Annotated in this window: 21 protein-coding genes; 10 read left to right on the top strand and 11 right to left on the bottom strand. The window is 69.5% G+C overall.

Translation table 11 applies throughout. From position 1 onward, the window contains the following. The first annotated feature begins 79 nt into the window (after nucleotides 1-79). Nucleotides 80-631 (top strand): hypothetical protein, encoded by a 552-nt coding sequence (locus EER30_RS23330; protein WP_205650378.1) that lies wholly within the window; start codon nucleotides 80-82, stop codon nucleotides 629-631. Nucleotides 632-656: 25 nt separating this feature from the next. Here EER30_RS23330 and EER30_RS23325 read toward each other — a convergent pair whose 3' ends face one another. The 3 genes from EER30_RS23325 to EER30_RS23315 form a co-directional block, all read right to left on the bottom strand. Further along, on the bottom strand, nucleotides 657-3,404 hold the full coding sequence (locus tag EER30_RS23325; RefSeq protein ID WP_205650377.1) for an AAA family ATPase: 2,748 nt from the start codon (nucleotides 3,402-3,404) through the stop codon (nucleotides 657-659). Nucleotides 3,405-3,833: 429 nt separating this feature from the next. Continuing rightward, complete coding sequence (locus tag EER30_RS47260) at nucleotides 3,834-4,595, bottom strand: hypothetical protein (RefSeq protein ID WP_164842459.1); 762 nt, start codon at nucleotides 4,593-4,595, stop codon at nucleotides 3,834-3,836. Nucleotides 4,596-5,021: 426 nt separating this feature from the next. Further along, nucleotides 5,022-5,651 (bottom strand): FMN-dependent NADH-azoreductase, encoded by a 630-nt coding sequence (locus EER30_RS23315; RefSeq protein ID WP_127502634.1) that lies wholly within the window; start codon nucleotides 5,649-5,651, stop codon nucleotides 5,022-5,024. An 88-nt stretch (nucleotides 5,652-5,739) separates the two neighbouring features. On the opposite strand from EER30_RS23315, the gene EER30_RS23310 reads away from it, so the two are divergent. After that, entirely contained in the window at nucleotides 5,740-6,219 is a 480-nt protein-coding gene (locus EER30_RS23310) for a MarR family winged helix-turn-helix transcriptional regulator (RefSeq protein WP_127502633.1), read from the top strand. Between the two features lie 280 nt (nucleotides 6,220-6,499). Here EER30_RS23310 and EER30_RS23305 read toward each other — a convergent pair whose 3' ends face one another. Beyond that, the gene (locus EER30_RS23305) at nucleotides 6,500-8,050 is read right to left on the bottom strand and encodes a pectate lyase family protein (protein WP_127502632.1); all 1,551 of its coding nucleotides are present in this window, start codon (nucleotides 8,048-8,050) and stop codon (nucleotides 6,500-6,502) included. A gap of 239 nt (nucleotides 8,051-8,289) precedes the next feature. On the opposite strand from EER30_RS23305, the gene EER30_RS23300 reads away from it, so the two are divergent. Continuing rightward, on the top strand, nucleotides 8,290-8,469 hold the full coding sequence (locus tag EER30_RS23300; protein ID WP_127502631.1) for a hypothetical protein: 180 nt from the start codon (nucleotides 8,290-8,292) through the stop codon (nucleotides 8,467-8,469). Nucleotides 8,470-8,583: 114 nt separating this feature from the next. Here EER30_RS23300 and EER30_RS23295 read toward each other — a convergent pair whose 3' ends face one another. Next, nucleotides 8,584-9,384: a spore photoproduct lyase family protein gene (locus EER30_RS23295; protein WP_349290888.1), complete on the bottom strand. Its 801-nt coding sequence runs from the start codon at nucleotides 9,382-9,384 to the stop codon at nucleotides 8,584-8,586. Between the two features lie 79 nt (nucleotides 9,385-9,463). On the opposite strand from EER30_RS23295, the gene EER30_RS23290 reads away from it, so the two are divergent. The 3 genes from EER30_RS23290 (at nucleotide 9,464) to EER30_RS23280 (ending at nucleotide 11,503) form a co-directional block, all read left to right on the top strand. After that, nucleotides 9,464-9,940 (top strand): glutathione peroxidase, encoded by a 477-nt coding sequence (locus EER30_RS23290; RefSeq protein ID WP_127502630.1) that lies wholly within the window; start codon nucleotides 9,464-9,466, stop codon nucleotides 9,938-9,940. A gap of 139 nt (nucleotides 9,941-10,079) precedes the next feature. Further along, complete coding sequence (locus tag EER30_RS23285; protein ID WP_127502629.1) at nucleotides 10,080-10,994, top strand: AEC family transporter; 915 nt, start codon at nucleotides 10,080-10,082, stop codon at nucleotides 10,992-10,994. Nucleotides 10,995-11,023: 29 nt separating this feature from the next. Next, entirely contained in the window at nucleotides 11,024-11,503 is a 480-nt protein-coding gene (locus EER30_RS23280; protein ID WP_127502628.1) for a flavin reductase family protein, read from the top strand. Here the strand turns inward: EER30_RS23280 and EER30_RS23275 are convergent. Then, nucleotides 11,485-11,895, bottom strand: a complete 411-nt coding sequence (locus EER30_RS23275) for a GNAT family N-acetyltransferase (RefSeq protein WP_164842458.1) — start codon at nucleotides 11,893-11,895, stop codon at nucleotides 11,485-11,487. The two genes, EER30_RS23280 and EER30_RS23275, sit on opposite strands and share 19 nt — an antisense overlap. After that, a complete protein-coding gene (locus tag EER30_RS23270) occupies nucleotides 11,870-12,142 on the bottom strand; it encodes an HAD-IA family hydrolase (RefSeq protein ID WP_240670254.1) in 273 nt (90 codons plus the stop codon). The genes EER30_RS23275 and EER30_RS23270 overlap by 26 nt, the downstream gene beginning before the upstream one ends. Before the next feature lie 483 nt (nucleotides 12,143-12,625). On the opposite strand from EER30_RS23270, the gene EER30_RS23265 reads away from it, so the two are divergent. The 3 genes from EER30_RS23265 (at nucleotide 12,626) to EER30_RS23255 (ending at nucleotide 14,305) form a co-directional block, all read left to right on the top strand. Further along, complete coding sequence (locus EER30_RS23265; protein WP_127502625.1) at nucleotides 12,626-13,213, top strand: hypothetical protein; 588 nt, start codon at nucleotides 12,626-12,628, stop codon at nucleotides 13,211-13,213. A gap of 28 nt (nucleotides 13,214-13,241) precedes the next feature. Further along, a complete protein-coding gene (locus tag EER30_RS23260) occupies nucleotides 13,242-13,667 on the top strand; it encodes a hypothetical protein (protein ID WP_127502624.1) in 426 nt (141 codons plus the stop codon). Nucleotides 13,668-13,735: 68 nt separating this feature from the next. Beyond that, nucleotides 13,736-14,305, top strand: coding sequence for a hypothetical protein (locus EER30_RS23255; RefSeq protein WP_127502623.1), 570 nt, complete (start codon nucleotides 13,736-13,738; stop codon nucleotides 14,303-14,305). Nucleotides 14,306-14,353: 48 nt separating this feature from the next. Here EER30_RS23255 and EER30_RS23250 read toward each other — a convergent pair whose 3' ends face one another. The 4 genes from EER30_RS23250 to EER30_RS23230 all read right to left on the bottom strand — a co-directional run bounded on the left by EER30_RS23250 (nucleotide 14,354) and on the right by EER30_RS23230 (nucleotide 17,774). After that, nucleotides 14,354-14,842, bottom strand: a complete 489-nt coding sequence (locus tag EER30_RS23250; RefSeq protein ID WP_127502622.1) for a hypothetical protein — start codon at nucleotides 14,840-14,842, stop codon at nucleotides 14,354-14,356. 129 nt (nucleotides 14,843-14,971) lie between these two features. Further along, nucleotides 14,972-15,763: a hypothetical protein gene (locus EER30_RS23245; protein ID WP_127502621.1), complete on the bottom strand. Its 792-nt coding sequence runs from the start codon at nucleotides 15,761-15,763 to the stop codon at nucleotides 14,972-14,974. Nucleotides 15,764-16,386: 623 nt separating this feature from the next. Continuing rightward, nucleotides 16,387-16,581, bottom strand: coding sequence for a ferredoxin (locus EER30_RS23235; RefSeq protein ID WP_127502619.1), 195 nt, complete (start codon nucleotides 16,579-16,581; stop codon nucleotides 16,387-16,389). Next, nucleotides 16,578-17,774, bottom strand: a complete 1,197-nt coding sequence (locus tag EER30_RS23230) for a cytochrome P450 (RefSeq protein ID WP_127502618.1) — start codon at nucleotides 17,772-17,774, stop codon at nucleotides 16,578-16,580. The genes EER30_RS23235 and EER30_RS23230 overlap by 4 nt, the downstream gene beginning before the upstream one ends. A 92-nt stretch (nucleotides 17,775-17,866) precedes the next feature. Here EER30_RS23230 and EER30_RS23225 point away from each other — a divergent pair, with 92 nt between their 5' ends. Next, nucleotides 17,867-18,679, top strand: a complete 813-nt coding sequence (locus EER30_RS23225) for a leucine-rich repeat domain-containing protein (protein ID WP_205650375.1) — start codon at nucleotides 17,867-17,869, stop codon at nucleotides 18,677-18,679. Nucleotides 18,680-18,698: the final 19 nt, after the last annotated feature.

Raw genomic sequence — 18,698 nt, 5'->3', positions numbered from 1 at the left:
GTCAGGGCTCTGCAGCGCGGCAGAAGCCGGCGATCTCACAGGAGGCCGCCGCGCCGGTACGGTGCGGTACGGTTCGGCGATGGGTGATCGCGTCAAGAGCAGACACCACCCGCCGAAGGTGAACGGGAACAGGTTCCACGGAGACCCGGATCGTTTCCATTTGCTCGCCGAGTTCATCGGCGAGCGCTTCGGCAACTCGGTCGAGTACGTCGCCGACGTGGCCGGCGGCCAGGGAATGCTGGCGCGGGAGCTGCGGAAGCGCTTCAACTACCGGGTCGAGGTCGTCGATCCGCGCGGGTGGACGCTGAAAGGTGTCGAATCACGCCCCGTTCCGTACCGGGCGGAAGACGCCTCTTACTACGATCTCGTCGTCGGGCTTCATCCCGACCAGGCGTTGCGCGAGGTCGTTCACTCGGCACTGGGCAGTGCAACGGTAATTGTCCCTTGCTGCAACTTCTGGCGCGACGACCAACGACTGGGCCGGGATGCCTTGGCCGTGTCGATCGCGGATTGGTTCAAACAGAACCACGTCCGCTACGAGAGAGTCGAGTTCCCCTTCCGAGGGCCGCAGAATCTTGGGTTCGTGACAGCGCCCCCGGAAAGGCGATCGACAGTTCCGAGGCCGAATTAGGCACGGCACTTGGCCACGCTCGCTGCTAACCGGCCAGCGTCTGGCGCAGGCGGCGGCGGTTGCCGACGCCCAGCTTCGAATAGATGCGGCGCAGATGCCACTCGACCGTGCGCGGGCTGATGTAGAGGGCGGCCCCGATCTCCGGGTTGGTCAGGCCCTCGGCGGCGAGCCGGGCGATGTGCGCCTCCTGGGCGGTCAGCTTCCCAGGCGACTCGACCGTACGCCGCCGGATGGTTTCGCCGGTGGCCTGCAGCTCGCGGGCCGTGCGGCCGGCGAACGCGTCGGCCCCCATCGTGCTGAACGCCTGGTGCGCCGCGCGCAGCTCGACGCGGGCGTCCACCCGGCGGCCCTCGCGTCGCAGCCACTCGCCGTAAAGCAGACGGGCCCGGGCGAGCTCGAAGCCCATGCGGGTGCGGGCCAGCCGTTCGACGGCCTCGTCGTGCAGGTCGCCGTTGCCCTCGACCAGGGCCCGCCGGCTCGCCTCAACCCCGAGGGCCCAGTCGGTGCCGCTCGCGTGGGCCATCGGCGAGAGCTCCTCCAGAGCCATCGTCGCCGCCCGGGTGTCGCTGTTGTGCACCGCGGCCTCGATCAATTCGGCCAGGGCCCACTGCGGCAGGCCGAGCTCGCGCGGGTCGGCGGCGGCCTCCCGGGCGGCGCCCACCGCCTCCGGATAGCGGCCGAGACCGTTGCACAGCACGGCCCGCGACCATTGCGCGAGGTTGATGCCGACGCCCTCGCCCCGCGCGGTCACGTCGCCGAGGCAGTCCCTGATCATCGGCTCGACCCTCTCGGCCTGGCCGCGTGCCGCGAGAAGGGCGATCTCCCCGTACGGGGCCAGGCCGCTGCGGGTTGCCTCCGCGACCGCGTGCCGCTCCTCGACGAGGGCCGCGGCCGCGGCGAGGTCACCGCGGAAGATCTCGACGACCGTACGGGTGTCGAGAGCCAGGGGGAGAGCGCTGAGCGCGCCCGACGAGCGGGCGGTGCCGAGATGACGGCGGGTGATGTCGTCCCAGTCGGTGTCGTCCCACAGAGCGGACGCGGTGGCGATCGACAGCCACGCCGAGCGCAGAGCCTCCTCCATGGTGAGGTCCTCGGTGGCGAAGGCTTGAACCGCCTTGTGCAGGGTCGGGGCAGCGGCCGGGTAACCGTCCGAGAACAGGGTGGCCAGGCCGTCGAGCAGCACGTCGTTCTTGCGGGGCTTGACCGGCGGGGGAGTGGCCCGGACGGCCTCGGCAACCTCTGGGGCGCCGGCGTCGACGGCCAGACGGCCGGCGAACAGGGCGGCCGACATGGCGTCGAGGTAGGTGTCACGGGCCAGCTGGGGGTCGAGAGGTTCGAGTCGGCGGGCGGCGCTGATCAGCAGGGGGAGGGCTTCGTTGCCGCGTTCGGCGGCGAACGAGATCTGGGCCCGCAGCACCTCCACGTGAGCTCGTTCGGCCTGACCGAGGGAGCCCGACTCGGCGGTGGCGAGCAGGGCCAGGGCGTCGCGGAAGGCGCCGGCGTGAGCCTTGGCCTGGGCGCCGGCCAGGGAACGACGTACACGGGTGGTCGGGTCGGGAGTCAGGGCGGCGGCCTGGTCGAGGAAAGCGGCGGCCGCGGCGATACCGCCGTGGACGGCTGCGCTGTCGGCACAGCGTTCCAGCTCGGCGGCTACGGCTTCGTCGGGGCCCACGGCGGCTCGGGCCAGGTGCCAGGCGCGGCGTTCACGGTCGGTTTCGGGGTCGGTGCTGTCGGCCAGGGCGCGGTGGGCTTCGCGGCGTTCGGCCAGTCCGGCGGCGCGGTAGATCGCGGAACGGACGAGCGGATGCCGGAACCGGACCCTGTCGCCGATCGAGACCAGCCCCGCAGTTTCGTCGGCGCTTCCGTCCCCGTTCGGTGCCGTCGCCGGGTCGGCGCGGATGCCCAGCCGGGCGGCGGCTCGCAGCAGCAGGGCCGGGTCACCGACCGGTTCGGCGGCGGCCACCAGCAACAGGCGGCGGATCCGGGGCGGGAGCGGGGCGAACTGGCGCAGGAACTCTCGCTCCAGCCGCTGCACCAAGGGAGTCGTCTCCGACTCGGCGGCACCGCCGAAGGCCAACTCGGCGTGGGTCAGCCCACGCGGCAGTTCGAGCAGGGCGAGCGGGTTGCCGTGGCACTCGGCGAGGATCCGCTCCCGCACCCGGGGATCGAGCCCACCGGGCGCCGCCGAGTCGAGCAAGGCGGCCGCGTCATCATGGTCGAGTCCGGTGATCTGGCTGGTCGGCAACCCGTCGAAGCGCGGCTCCGGGCCGTCCCGCAGGGCCAGAACGATCCCGACCGGCTCGGCGGCGAGGCGGCGGGCGACGAACTCCAGCGCGTCGGCTGACGCCTGATCGAGCCACTGCGCGTCGTCGACCAGACAGATCAGCGGCTCGCTCTCGGCAACCAGGCTGAGCAGCGTCAACGCGGCCAGCCCGACGACAATCGGATCAGGCGTGGCTCCCGAGCGCAGCCGGAACGCCGTACCGAGGGCTTCGCGCTGTTTGCCCGGAAGCTGGGCCAGCCGATCGAGATGCGGACCGCAGAGCTGATGCAACCCGGCGTAGGGCAGCTCCATCTCAGACTCGACACCCGCCGCCCGGTCGACCCGGCAACCGGACGCCTCCGCGACCATCGCCTCGAGCAGGGCCGTCTTCCCGATGCCGGCCTCACCCCGCACGACCAGAACTTGGCTGCTGCCGTCCCGAACGGTGTGCACCAGCCGGGTCAGCGCCTCGTTCTCCCGTTGCCGCCCCAGCAGCCCACTGCCGCTCACCGATGCTCCCTCATTACGCCACCCCTCACCCGCCGGCCACGATCGCAAGCGCCAGGGGAACACCGGGGGCGGGCGTTGCCGCGAGCACGTGACCGCCCTGAGCCTAGAACCGAAAGCGATCTCCTGTCTGCACCGACAACCTGATGCCTCAGCCAGACCCCGTCACCCGGTAACGGTGCGTAGGCCCTCGTCGGGTGGCCCGGCGCGGATTCCGTGGTCTGCGGCGCCCCGGCCGCTGTTGATTCGCGCTGTTCTGCTCGCGCTGTTCTAGCCTGTGCTGCCCGGCCTGTGCTGCCCGGCCTGTGTAGTCCCGGTTTCTTCCGTTGGGGTCTGTGTTTGTTCCGAGCTGGTATGTCCTGATCCGTGCTGTCGCGGTCTCCGCGACCGATTTGGCGGCGCGGGACCGGTCGGGCAGCCCTGGATGAGGCTTCAGCGCAGGATTTCGACCAGGGCGACCCAGGCGTTGACCAGGCCGATGCCGAAGCCGATCAGAACGCCCGGCACCATCCAGTACAAACCTCCGATCGAGGTGGTCGCATAACCCACGCCCCCGACCGCGATCATCAGCGCGGCCAGGATGCCGGACGTGACGGCGATGATCGCCGCTCCCCGGTAGGGCCGCTCGGCGGCGCGCAAGCTGTGCTGGAAGTACATCAGCGCGGCGATGCCGGTGCCCACGATCGCGATCTCGATGCCCAGCAGCCGGTGATCCTGCCCTGGCACCAGCAGCAGGCTGCTCACCGCGAGGATCCCGGTGAACTGGGCCAGCGTCGCCCCGAGCCGTTTCAGAATGACCGGCAGCCTGATGATCCGCTCGATGTTGATCGAGGCTGCCACCACGATCAGCCCCGCCAGCGCGGCCGCCGCACCAACCTGGGCAACGGCGAAGCTCTCCCAGTCCTCCACCGCATAACCCGAGGTCATGGCCGGATCATAGGCAGAATTACCCCGATTCGCGCGACGGGCAAGTCCCAGCTCGCAGCCCCCAAGCACGCTCAGGCCCGGGCAGGGATGCTGGTCACCGCGGTCGCATGACCCGCCGCCGACCATCGGCGGCAGGGCGACCCTCAGCCTGCCCGTCTCTGTCAGAAACCAGCCCGTCTCGTCAGAAACCAGAACCACCACGAGAACCAGAACCACCACGAGAACCGGAACCACCACCGGAACCGGAACCGGAACCGGAACCAGCACCAGGAACCAGGAACTTGGCCCCTGGCTGCTTGATCGTTCTTGCTTTTCTTAAGCAGGTGTCTCGAACGCGATCGAGGGGTCTACAACCTGGAACTCGGATTGATCATGGGGTTTCGAGGGGCAGGTACTCCTGGATTCGTAGTCCCGAAGCCGGGACCTGTCCTTCGGCTCGGCGTGAGCACTTGTCAGCGCAGCCAGCGGCACTGGGCGAACCACGACGCCGGCCTGTTTGGGCGGATGGCGATCCTGGTCTGTCTGGGTGAACCGCGACGCCGGTCTGTCTGGGTGGATCGCGACGGAGGCCCGCCCTGGGAAGCCGCGGGGAGCAGCCTGCCGCGTCGTCGTCGGGCACTGGTCGGCGGTCGCGGCAAGCGTTCCGGCGGGGCAGCTACCGGCGCGGCGTGAGGTGCTGCCGTCTCGGCGGGGTTATAGGAAGAGTTTGGCCTGGTCTCGGGCCTGGGAGTGGGCCAGGCGGCGGGCGGTGGGGGCGTCGGCGGTGGCCAGGTTGGGGCGGAAGTGGACGGTGCGGATGTCGTCTATGCCGGTCCAGCGGAGCCAGTCTTCGAAGTATGGGGTTTGGAAGTCGGCGCCGAAGGCGGGGGCGCGACCGGGGCCATAGACGGCGCTTGTGTAGACGACGGCGACTCGTTTGCCGTGGAGCAGGCCTGTGTAGCCGGCGTCGGGGTCGAAGCCGAAGACCAGGCCGGGTTGGCTGATCACGTCGATGAACTGCTTGAGGATGTACGGAACTCCGGCGTTCCACATGGGGACTGTGAACAGGTAGCGGTCGGCGGCGTCGAAGCGGCGGAACGTGGCGATCGCGGCGGACCAGGCCTCGGCGGCGGCACCCCGGGGCTGCTCGCCTGCGAAGACGGCCATCTTGGCGGCCGCGGCGTCGGAGCCGAACGAGGGGAGGGTGCCGTCCCACAGGTCGTATTCCTCGATCTCGGTCGTGGGGGAAACCTCGCGCACCGCCTCGAGGAAGGTTCCGGCGAGGGCCAGCGACTCGGAGCGCTCGCCGCGAGGGGAGGCGGAGATGTGCAGCAGCTTGGTCATGACAGGTTCCTTTCTGATGGCTAATGCGTGCGCACACACATTTCTACTCTGATGCGTGCGCACGCACAAGAGTTGGTAGGGTGGGGTGGTGAGCGACACCGGCAGCGATATCGGCACTGCCGCCTGGGCGGGGCTGTTGAGGGTCCACGCGGCGCTGGTCCCGCGGATCGACAAGGAGCTTCAGAGCGCCTGCGGCCTGCCCCTGACGTGGTATGACGTGCTGCTCGAGCTGAACTCGGCCCCCGCTCGACGGCTGAGCATGGGCGAGCTCGGAGAGGTCGCGGTGGTCAGCCGCACGCGCGCCAGCCGGGTCGTCGACCAGCTCGTCGAGGCCGGCCTGGTCGCGCGCGAGCTCAACCCCGAGGACAAACGTTCGGCCTGGGCGGTCATCACCGAAGAGGGCCGCAAACGTTTGCGGTCGGCCGCGCCGATCTATCTCGACGCGATCCGCCGCCACTTCACAGCCCAGATGACCGATGACGATGCCCGCATCGTCGCCACCGCGCTCGAAAAGGTGCTGACCCGCCCGGCCGGCTGGGACATCAACACGTTCCCGCGCCCGCGTTGATCGGTCGGTCGCGACGTGCGACCGGGCTGGCTGAACGTTCTCCTGCGCTGATCGACCGGCGGGGACGTGCGACCGGGCCGGCTGAGCGTTCTCTCGCGCTGATCGACCGGCGGCGACGTGCGACCGGGCCGGCTGCACGTTCTCTCGCGCCGATCGGTCGGCGGCGACTTTCGCCACGGGTGTCCGAACGTGCCCGCGTCCCCGCTGTTCAGAACGGTGACAGGCGGACCTCCCCGACAGAGGAGGTCCGCCTGCGCCGGGTGCGCCTGCGGCGTACCGGTCAGCTTGTGTAGGTCTCGAACTCGGTGACCCGGGGTGCGGTGGAGGCGGCGGTGATCTCGAAGGTGACCTTCTTCAGCGAGGTGGCCGTGAAGATTATGACGCCCGCGCCGCTGCCGGACTTGAGGACCGCACCGGTGTCGGCGTTCAGGACTCGATAAGCGCTGATCGCGCCCGTGGTTTCGCGAATGTTGATGCGGGCGATCGTGGTGGCCGAACCCCACTTGATCGAGATCGAGCCGGTCGAGCCGCTGGGGGACCAGTACGTGCTCTGGTTGCCGTCCTTCACGTTGCCGTAGCTGGTGCCGCTCGCCTTGCTCGAACCGTCCGCGCCCGCGTTGAGGCTCAGGTTCGTTCCGCTCGGCGGGGGAGTGGTCGGCGGGGGAGTGGTCGGAGGAGGCGTGGTCGGCGGCGGAGTGGACGGCGGCGGCGTGGTCGGGTTGGTCGGCGTGCAACTTCCGTCCGACGTACGGATGCCGGTGTTGGCCCCGGCCGTCTGCCGCACCAACGCGGGTACGCAGGAGGCGCCGTCGAGACGGTACGAGTACGGGACACTCACGCTCGTGTTGGAGGTGGGGTTCGGGCCCGCCGGCTGGTTGTCGTCGCCGGGGCTCGACCAGGTCACGTTGTCGAAGACGTTGCCGGCGACCTGCCAATATCCGGGCTGGTCGGTGTAGAACGTGCCCAGCACGTCCTTCGAGTCCTCGAAGTAGTTGTTCTCGACCTTCGCGCGGGCTCCGGCTCGCGAGTTGATGCCCGACTCGTGCAAGTCATAGTAGTAGTTGTTGAAGATGTGGGCGATGCCGCCGCGCAACAACGGCGTACGGGAATCAATGTTCTCGTATCTGTTGTGGTGGAACGTGATGAAGCCGTTGCCGGTGTCGCTCTCGCTCGACCCGATGAGCCCGCCCCGGCCCGAGTTGCGCAAGGTGCTGTACGACAACGTGACGTACTGCGTGTCGTCCTTCATGTCGAACAGTCCGTCGTAGCCCTCTGACTCGCCGCCCGAGGCCTCCAGCGTGACGTGGTCGACCCACACGTTGCGGACGGTGCTCTCCATGCCGATGGCGTCACCGCCGTTGGAGGTGGGCGAGCCCGACTTCTTGACGTTCCGTACGGTCACGTTCTGGATGATGATGTTGCGCGAGTCCCGGATGTGGATGCCGAGCTGATCGAAGACCGCGCCGCTGCCGACCCCGATGATCGTGACGTTGCTGATCTCCTTGAGTTCGATCCTGTCGGCGGCCGTGTTGCAGCTGTCGCCCGAGACCTTCGTCGTGTTGCCGTGGTTGATCGTGCCCGAGACCTCGATCGTGATCGGCGTGCTGCTGCTCGCGCGGCTGCAGAGTGCCTGGTGGATCTGGGTGCCGGTGGTGGCTCGTACGGTGGCCCCGCCGTTGCCGCCGGTCGTGCCGCCGTTGCTGGAGGCGTAGCCGGTGGCGGTGCCGACCGCCGCCGCCGAGGCCTGGGGCAGGGGGAGGGCCACCACGATCGCGGCGCCCACGGCCCCCGTGGTGAGGGCCATGAGGGCGCGTCTGCCTGTTCGTCTCATCGTCGCTCCTGTTCGCAGAATGGGCGCTGCCACCACGAACGGTTGCCTCGAGTCCGCGGCTGTCCGAGCCGCGGGCCTGCCACCCACGCGGGCGATCCGTATGCAGGAAAGCGCTTACCACAGTGACGATAGAAATCTGTCTATGTCCAAAGCAAGCGTTTGCAGTGTTTGCATTTGTCAGCCCGCGCATGGGTGCGTGACGACCGGGTACGTCATGGGTTGAGCCGAAGGAGGCTGACATGTCTGTTCGTGAACCGAACGCCCAGCCCGAGTTCGAACGCCCGCTCGACCTGACCGACCTGCCCGACCGCGCCGAACGGCCGGCGCCCGCCCGGATCCCCGAGCACCACCCGGACGACTCCGGCATGCCGGGCGACGTCCCCGGCCCGAGCGGCCCCGACACCCCGCGCCGCGAATGACGTTCCGGGCCTGAGCCGCCCACCGGCGTGTTGCCGACGGCTGCACCCGGCGCCGCTCAGGTCCTGACGTTCTGCTCGCCACCGCGCGCCCGGCCCGGCTCAGGATCAAGAAGCTCAGGTCCAATAGAGGATGCGGCAGGCCGGCAGGCGTGCGGCGATCGACGACTCGAACCAGCCGCGCAGCTCGGCCATGATCTCGGGCGGATAGACGTACTTCACCGCGCCGAACTTGCCGTGCTTGCGGCTGCGGGCCTGCTCGTCCATTTCGAGCCGGGTGCGCGGATACCAGCCGAGCAGCACCTCCTTGCTGCCCGGCGTGAACCTGTGCGTGATCAGCTCGGCGGTGAGATCGAGCCCGGGGACGTCCGAGACGGTGGCCGCCACCGCGTCGAGCAACTCGCCGTAGTGGCGCTGCCAGTCGTCGACCGGGATGATCGGCGCGATCGTCAACCCCACCGGATAGCCGTCCAGGGCTAGCCGTCGCAGCGCCGCGAGCCGGTCGGCGAGCGGGCTCGTGCCACCCTCCATCCGTGTCGTCACCGGCAGGCAGTTGACGCTCAACCGCACCCGTGTACGCCCGTTGTGCCTCAACCCCACGAATCCGTCCACGTCACCGAACTTGGTCGTCCACCGCAACTGCACCGGCGCTTCCCACTCGCCGAAGTGCTCCACCGCCCGGCGCCAGCTTCCCGTCAGGTGCTCCAGCGCGAGCGGATCGGTGTAACAGGACGCCTCGAAGGTCGTCCCCTCGTCGCGCCGAGTGACCCGGCGGCTCGTCACAGTTCCCATTCCGGCGTACGCCGCCAGGTTCGCCGGGATCTCGTCGAGGTCGGCATTGACTCGCGTCACCGGCGGGCCCGACAGCGAACCGGCCAGATAGCAGTATTGGCAATGAGCTGGGCATCCCTCGGCCAGGTCGACGCGCCCGGTCCGATACCCGCGCGGGCGCGGATGTACCGTTCAGTTTCCGAAGACTGAGGGAGCGAAGACAGCCATGACGGCGATCCAGGAGATTCCGCTGCGGACCATCACCGGCGAGAGCACCACGCTCAACGCGTACGCCGGCCAGGTGCTGCTCGTGGTCAACGTCGCGTCGAAGTGCGGCCTGACCCCGCAGTACGACGGTCTCGAGAAGCTGCACGAGCAGCTCCGCGACCAGGGCTTCTCCGTTCTTGGCTTCCCGGCCAACGACTTCGCCGGCCAGGAGCCGGGCACCGATGAGGAGATCGCCGAGTTCTGCCGCAGCTCCTTCGACGTGCAGTTCCCGCTGTTCTCCAAGATCAGCGTGCTCGGCGACGACCGTCACCCGCTCTACGCCGAGTTGGCCGGCGACGAGGACGTGCGGTGGAACTTCGAGAAGTTCCTGATCTCCCGCGACGGCGAGATGGTGGGCCGGTTCGCGCCGACCGTCACCCCCGACGCCGAGGAGCTCACGTCGGCGATCGAGCGGGAGATCGCCGCGGTCCGCTGAGCCCGGTCCGCTGAGCCCGGTCCGCTGAGCCCGGGCCGCTGAGCGGCGGGCCGTTGAGTGGGCGGCCGGTGCTGAGCGAGCCGCCGCGTCCCGGCCCGTTCCCTGCGGACATTCCGTCCTTGCCGTAGCGTCACCCCCGATGATCTCGGCACTCTCCGGATTCGCGGTCATCGGCGTGATCGTGCTGGTCGGCTGGGTGGCCGGGCGCTGGGCCCGGCTGCCCGCCGAGACCCAGACCGTCGCCGGCCGGCTCGCGTACACGGTCTTGACGCCCTGCCTGCTGTTCAGCGACGCCGCCGACTCTGATCCGCGAGCACTTCTCACCCAGCCGCTGATCGTCTCGGCCGCCGCCGCGCTTCTCTGTTTCGGCCTGCACGCGCTGACCACCCGCCGCCGTGACCCCGGCACGCGCATCGTCGGCGCCCTCGCCTCCGGCTACACCAACGCGACCTTCGTCGGCATCCCCGTCGCCACCTACGTGCTCGGCGACACGGCTCTGGTCGTGCCGATCGTCCTGCTCCAGTTGCTGATCATCACGCCCGTCGCCCTGACGCTTCTCCAGCTCGTCACGACCGGTCACACTTCCTGGCGTACGTCACTGACCGCACCTCTGCGAAGCCCACTGACCGTAGCCGTCGCCCTCGGCGTGGTCCTCGCCGTGACCGGTGTATCGCTGCCCACGGTGATCACCCAGCCCGTCGCCGCGATCGGCCAGGCCGCCGTACCCGTGGTGCTGTTGGTCTTCGGCCTGTCGCTGTCGGGCCGTCGCGTCCTCGAGCCGGGCCCCGACCGCCGCCCGGCCGTCACCGCCGCCGTCCTCAAGACCGTGATCATGCCGGTGCTCGCGTTCCTGCTGGCCCTGGCCCTGCGGCTGACACCGGCCCAGACGTACGCCGTGACCGTGCTCGCGGCCCTGCCGACCGCGCAGAACATCTTCCTCTATGCCCAGAGCTTCGGCACCGGGCTCATCCTCGCCCGCGACGCCATTTTCCTGTCGACGCTCGCCTGCGTGCCCGCCCTGCTGACGATCACGGTCCTGCACACCTTGACTTGAAGTAAGCTTCATGTTCTACGGTTCGCCGCGTGTTCAGCAGTCTCGAGACCGCGGTGGCCGAGCAGTTCAAGGCCGCCTTCCGCCGCCACCCGACCGGCCTGGCGATCATCACCGCACCCGGCCCGGTCGGCCTCACGGCGTCCAGCGTCGCCTCGGTCTCGGCCGACCCGCCCGCCCTGTCGTTCTCGGTGATGGGCTCCGCGTCGGCCCGCGCGCTGCTCGACGCGCCCAGCTTCGTCGTGAACCTGCTCGGCCCCGGCTCGATAGCTCTGGCGCGGGCGTTCGCCGGCCCCGGCGGCCCCCGCTTCACCGCCGACCAGGGCTGGGACCAGCTCCCCACCGGCGAACCCGTGCTGACCACAGCGTCGGCCTCGTTGCGCGGCACCCCGTTGAGTACGGTCCCGGTCGGCACGTCGACCGTTGTCATCGCCGAGATCCACGCCGTCCTGCTCGGCGTGCCCGGCGGACACCTCATCTACCACAACCGCGACTACATCGAGAACCAGTAGCTCACCGTCGGCCCCTGCGTCGCCAGGCCGCCGCCCATCGACTCGTACAGCCCGCGCGCCACGATGTTCGCCGCGCCGGTGGTCAGGAACAGCTTGTCGGCGCCGGCTTCGCGGGCGGCCGTCATGAACGAACGCAGCAGCTCGCGTCCGAGACCCCGTCCGCGGTGCTCCGAGGCCACTTCGAGGTTGTGCAGGTAGGCCATGCTCGTCCCGTCGGGGCGGGCCATCAGATAGCCGTAGCACCACCCCTCGACCTCCGACGCTTCCACGGCGACGAAACCGAGCGCCCCCGGCGACCGAGCGAACCCCGCCACCCCCGCATCCCCGTCGCCGAACCGCCGAGCCGCCGCCGCGAACGCTTCCCGCTCATCCGGTCCGACGCGCAGAATCACGTACGCAGCCTCGCAGATCGGAAACACCGACGCCCACCAGACTCCGCCGACGGTGCGCGCCTTCGAGATCGGGCAGGTCCTGCCCGCTCGACGCGGCGATCACGGCCGCACCCGCCGCCCAGGCGCTCGCCATTCCAGCCGCGGAGTCCTCGACGGCGATGCACGCGCCAGGCGCCAGGCCGAGCAGTTCGGCCGCCCGCCGATACGGTTGCGGGTGGGGCTTCGGCCGAGCGACGTCGAACAGCACCGCCCATCTCCCCGTCACTACCGGCACCGTACGCGCCGGTGCTTCTTCTCTTCGAAACCGTCTGATGTGGATGCTTAATCAATGCCTGTGGTTCCTCGAACTATCAAATGCCGGTCGGCCGATTTGATCGGCCCGCTGCCGCGCCGGTAACCAGGACCAGCGGGCGGCGCAGGATGCCCGGCTGGTGCGCACCAGCTCCCCGGTGCCCACGCCCGGCTCGGCGGCCGGCTGGGCCAGGGCGCGCAAATTGGGCCTTCCCCTTGTCTGATCGTTCGGCTGATCCTTGATGTCGGGGCCTCGAACGCGTTCGAGGGGCCAGCCACCGGGATTTTGTGTTGACCAGAGGGGCCCCAGACGCCGTTTTTTCCTGGACGCCACCGCATATTCAACCGACCCACCCTGTCCTCCCGCCCGGCCAGGTGAGATGATCTTGCGCCGCCGCCTCGTATCGACGGTGGTCTTCGCGAGCTTTGGAGGTAGGGCGTGGAGGACTGGGACGCCGACCAGCGACGCCGGGCGGCGACCGCCCCACGAGTACGACCCATCCTGGTTCTGCTGGTCTTCCTGCTCCTCGCCGTCCACGCTGTCGTGATCGGCTGGTCGCTGCACCGGAACCATCCGCAGAACCCGTACGCGGCACCGGCGGATCCCGAAGCCTCGGCCCGGACGGCGGCGGCCGTCGAGATGCTTTTCGGCCCCGGCCCGCTGCGAGCCGCCGACCCGGACGCCCTCACCATGACGGCGGGCCGAACCGCCACCCTCGAGAACAAAAACACCGAGGTACGAGTGACGCCCGGCCGGATCTCCGCCGGAACCGCCGCGTGCGCGCCCGGTCCGCTGCTGACGGTTCCCGTGAACGTGAGCGTGCAGCGCGGTTCGGCCGCCCTGCCGCTGGCTGAGTTCGCGTTGGTGCAGCTCGACGGCTCGGTGGCGTACCCCGTCGAATCGTGCTCCGCCGGATTCACCGAAGGAGCCGAGGAGCGTACGGTCGTCTTCGCCGTGTCGCAGCCGGGACTGCTCGCCCTGGGCCCCGACCCCGAGCATCCGATCGTACGATGGCAATTGATGTGACCGTTGCGGCGTGGACCATGATTGTCCTATGAGCACCATCATCGAATTCTTCGTCGTGGCCGATGATGCCGCCGCCGCAGCCGTGGCGCGGGGCGGTCCCCGGGCGGAGCTCGAACCGCTCGAGCTGGGCAACTTCGACGTCTGGTCGGCCCTCGCCGAATGGGAGAGCATCCTGACCGGGCACGACCTCGACGAGCTGTTCACCAGCGGCGGCCCCGACGTGGTCAGCCCCGACGACGAGCCGCTCGTGCTGCGGGTGCCGGCCGCGCTGACGGCCGCGCTGGCCCAGGCCGACGCGGCCACGGTGAACCGGGCCGCCGAGCAGTGGAACGACCTGCAGACCGCGGAGGGCGAGCAGGCCATCGAGGACGCCGGCGAGATCCTGGGCGAGGTCGCCGCCCAGGCCCGCAAAGCCGTACGGGCCGGCGGCGCCCTCTACTGCTGGATCTGTTGAACCAGGCTGGGGTGCATGGTCGTACGCATTCTTTCGGGCAGCTCGGTCGCCCTTGCTATGTTCTGAGCGTGGGGAGTGGACGATGGTGCCTGGTGGCCTCAGCGATCCTGCTGGCCGGGTGTGCCTCGCCGTCCTCGCCCGTTGTCTCGGCCCCCAGCGTTGTCGCTGCCCCGGCCGCCCCCGTTCCGCGGGCCGTCGACCCTTCCCTGCTGGCCCCCGGCTCGACACGCCTCGGTGCGGTCTCGTGTGCCCGGGGCCCGGCGCCGCTGATGCCCGACCCGTCGGCCTCGGTCGACCTGAACGATCCACGCCAGCGGGCTTTGCACGCGCTGGCCCAGCAATATCGTCCGACGCCCCAGCGCGCTCCGGTCCCCGAGGCGGCCGTCCCCGGTGCTGAGGCCTGCGTCCAGCTTCTGGCGGTCACCTTCTCGCTGGTGGCCGCGGGCACCGGCCGCACTCCCGAGGCGTCGGAGATCGACGGGGCCCTCCGGCAGGCCGGCCTGACGAAGATCGTCGTGGACACCGGGCCGGTCTTCAGCGCGTCCACCGGCGAGGCGTGCGTCTTCGGTACGTTCCCGGCCGGCGAACCGGAGTTCATGCTGGGCCCGCTCGGCGCCGACGGATCCTGCGGCCCGTGAGGGGCGCCGAAACGCCCCTCACCAGGCTCGTCTCACAATGAGCTCGTCTCACAGCGAGAAGGAGCAGATCACCTTCACGCTGCCGGTGAACTCGGTCGTCTCCGACGGGGACGGGCCGATCCGGTAGATGTAGTTGATCTTCTTGCTGATGATGCCGCACTTGTCCGTGTAGGAGAGGTCCTCGATCCAGACCGGAGCGCCGTCCCGGCCGTGGAGGGCCGTCCACGTCGCCGCGCCCAGGAACTGCCAGACCCCCTTGCACGCCCCCTTGGTGTCGGCGATCTTGGCGCTGATCTCGGCGGACAGGGCCGCCACCGCGGGCAGGCCGCCCTTCGACTTGGCCTTCTTCATCTTCTTCACCGTGTCGGCCACGAAACAGTGCAGCTTCGCGGCCCCGGCCGCCGCGGTGAAGTTCTCGACGATCTGATCGACCTCGCCGCCGCTGTAGTAGCGCGCGGTGGCGGCCTGCGCCGGCGCCGCGACGGCCAACGTCATCGCGATCACGGCTACGAGGGTCGCGCCGATTCTCCTGAGCATTCGCGCTCTCCTTCGGTAGGTGCTGTCGACCACCCCACCGTAGGAATAAACGCCCTTCTCTGACTATCAACGTAAATGCCCGACAAAACTGTCGCCCTGACGGATCCTGAACAGGGTCGGCGGAACGGCCTACTTCCTGTACTGCGAGGACGGCAGTTCCGTCACGCGGGTGGGCTTGACGATCCGCACCGGCTGACCGATGCGGCTGAACGTGGTCGTGGTGCTCAGGACACCGCCGTCCGCGGTCTCGAAGCCAGACTTGATCGAGGTGATGTCGCCCTTGGCGTCCATGGTCACCGTGTAACTCGCCCACTGCCCGCCTTGCGCGAAGCGGAAGATCGGCGCACCCGGCGGCAGATAGGTGAGCGCGTCGCGGGTGACCTCGAGGCGAGCCGAACCCTCATAGGAGCGGGGAGCGCCGGCCCGTGCCGAGTGGAGGGCCGCGAGCAGACGGTTGAGTCCGCCCGGATCCTTCGGATCGGCGAAACGGACGGCGCTGGTCGGCTTCAGCCGGGTCAGATCCGCGTGCGTCCAGCGGCTCGCGCCGTCAGCGCTTGCGTAACTGTCGTCCCCGATCACGATCACCTTGCGCGACGTCGCTTCCGGTCCGCCCGAGATCTTGTACGACCGGCTGTCCTTACGGGCCTTCGCATCGTGGCTGCCCGAGGCGCTGTACTTCTGACCGCGCCAGTAATCGCCGGTCACGGTGTAGCTGTACGTCGAGCCGGCGAGGCGCTGCAGGCCGGCCTTCACGGCGTCCATGGGCGGCAGTTCTGTGGGCGAGGGCGCGGCTACCGGGGCCGACGAGGCCGGCGCGGCGGCAGTCGCCCCCGGCTCGCTGCAACCGGCGAGCAGGGCGGCCGTCAGCGCGACGACCAGCGGAACAGCCCGAGACGGGCGCAGGTGATTCAGCAATGGCACCCGGAAACGGTAGATGACCGAGGTCAGCCCGCCGACCGGGGTGGTGGCTGGGTGTGGTGGCTTTCGAAGGCCACTGTTCCTCGACGTCGTCGATCAGGGTGCGGCAGCGATGGCGCACGAGGTCGACGGGTGGAATGCGGCCGCCGATCGCGTCGTCGACGGCGAGGGTGACGTCGGCCGTCGAGGACCGGCCGATCCGTTGCAGCGCCACGAACGTGGCCGGGTTGGCCGCAGCCCAGGACAGAAGCACGTCGTCGGCCCATGCTGGGCCGGAGTACGACCGGGTCGGCTCGAACAGGTCGAACCGGATCGCTCCCCGGGCCTCCTCGGAAACAACGCCTCCGTCGTTATGATCCAAGTGTCCCCTCCGGCGACCGAACAAGACACGGAGGCGCAGCGACTGTGTGCTGACCGCGCACTGTGATGAACGTTCCGCTTCGGCCTCTGATTGAGGTCTATCACTTGCCGAACGCGACACTGCGGATTTGCCCTTCAGCGCAGGCCTCGGTATCGCCCGACGCGGCGGGCTCGGTGAAGGGGTGCTCCTGTTCGTGTTGGGTGGGATGTGTTCCGCGCTTCGTCTGACAATTTGCGTCGCGGCCTACCTCATGAGACGGCAGAACTCAGGGATGTAGTTGGATCACGGCGGCGGGGCAGCGGTCGACCGCTTGGCGTACGGCGACAAGCTCTGACTCGGGTGGCGATTCGTCGAGCAGGATCACGACCGCCTCCTCGACGTCCTGGTCGAAGACGGCGGGAGCGGTGAGGGCGCAGTTCCCGGCCCCGATGCACAGGTCGCGATCGACGGTGACCTTCATGACCAGGCCACCGGCAGTTCGACCGGGCCTCGTACGACCGAGTCGGTCTTCCATCGGAGCGAGTCGAGCGGCACCGCGACCCGCAGCGTCGGCACCCGGGTGGCCAAGGCTCGCAGCACCGTGGTCAGCTCCATGCGGGCGATCTGCTGACCCACGCAGGCGTGCGCGCCGTGCCCGAAGCCCAGGTGCGGCCCCGGTTTGCGGGCGACGTCGAGCGCGTCGGCGTCGGCGTGCAGGGCGGGGTCCCGGTTGCCCGACTGCACGGCCACCACCACGTACTCGCCGGTCTTGATCTTCTGGCCGTTGATCTCGGTGTCCTCGGTGGCCTGGCGCAGCAGGCCCGTGCCGACGCCGAGGTAGCGCACCAGCTCGTCGGCGGCCGAGGTGGCGACGTCGGGATCGGCGACCAGCTTCTCCCACTCGCCCGGCTTGTTCAGCAGGGTCACCAGCCCGTGGGTGATCATCGATGCGGTCGTGTCGAAGCCGGCGACGAGCAGGGCCGCGTTCATCTCGGTCAACTCGCCGTCGGTCAGCGGGCGGTCGCTGTCGGCGCTGTGCTCGATCATGCGGCTGAGCACGTCGTCGCCCGGTTGGACGCGGCGGGTCGCCACGGCCTGATAGAGGTACGTGTAGAGGGGGGTCAACGCCTCGCGAAGCTCCTGCGGCGTGGTCGAGGTCGTGAACAACGCGCCGGCGGCCTGGCCCAGCAGGTGACGTTCGGCGGGTGGCACCCCGATCAGCTCGGCGATCACCGACGTCGTGATCGAGGTCGAGAAGCGGCTGTGCAACGGATAGGGCTGCGGCGACGCGAGCATGGCCGTGATCGCCTCGTCGGTGATCCGCTCGACCAGGGGCCACAGCTCGGCGAGCCGGCGCGCGTGCGTGACCTGCGGGGCGAAGTTGCGCCGGATCCGGATGTGTTCCGGACCGTCCCAGCGGGTGAAGTTGTCGACCGGCGCGTCCGGACCGTACGAGGCGAGCATGTGGGACGCCTGCCCCGGGCGGGCCGAGAACCGCCGGCCGTCGCCGAGCACCTCGCGCACCCCGGCGTAGTCGGAGACCAGCCAGGCGTCGAGCCCGGTCGGGCAGGCCACCCGGATCACTTCGCCGCTGGAGCGCAGGTCCGCGTACTCGGGTGGCGGGTCGAACGGCTGCACGTCCTCGCTGGGCAGCGGCAGAGCGGGCAGTGACATCTCGGTACCTCCCCGTGATCGCTCGGTCCCGACTCTACAAGAATTCGACCGAGGTCGATATTTGTTGATCGTGCCGCCCTACACTCACCGACATGGAGCCCCGAGTCTTCCCCAACCGCTTCGCGGGAGCGTCCGGCCCGTCCGGCCCGGAGCCGTCGAGGGATAGCTGCCAATGTGTCGGCTACTCGTCCGCGACTCGCCCCTCCGAGGTGGACTTTCACGCCGAACGGCAGGACGTCGAGGCCCCGGGCTGGCTGCACCTGCTGGAGCTGATCGACGAGGCGGCGGCCGACGGGCGTCCGGTCTTCAAGCCCTTCGTCGAGCTCAGCGCGGCCGAACGCCGGCAGGTCGTGACACTGCCCCCGACCGTGGCCGAGCTGACCGAGGTGCGGCACCTCGTGCTCTACGGCACCAATCTGGTGCGGCTCCCACCCGAGATCGGGCGGATGACCCGGCTCGAGACGTTCGAGCCCTACACCTCACACCGGCTGCATTGGTACCCGTACGAGCTGAGCCGGTGCACCAGTCTGCGCGACAGCACGGTGAGCACCCGGGTCATGTTCGGCAACTTCAAGCACCGGCCCCCGTTCCCTCGGTTGCGGCCGGTCACGCCGGTGGCCGAGGTCGACCTGGCCCGGCTCGACCCCGGCCTCTGGGGCGCGGAGGCGGTCCGATCGTGCAGTGTCTGCGACGGCCCGGTCGAGAACGAACTGCACCAGGTCTGGATCTCGCTCGCCTCGACGCTCAGGGGCCGGAGCTCGCTGTCCCGCGCGGTCGACGTGCTGCCGATGCTCGTCAACGCCTGTTCCGCGGCCTGCGTCGCCGCGCTGCCGGAGCCGCACGCCAACTACGTGCCGACGCCCCACACGGGCGGCCCCGGCGTCGTCCAGCCCCCCGCGCGTTGATGAGGCACCCTACATTGGC

This window comes from Actinoplanes solisilvae, assembly GCF_003999975.1.
GTDB lineage: Bacteria > Actinomycetota > Actinomycetes > Mycobacteriales > Micromonosporaceae > Actinoplanes > Actinoplanes solisilvae.
The sequence above is the reverse complement of the archived record's forward strand: the minus strand, read 5'-3'. Positions and strand labels throughout refer to the sequence as shown.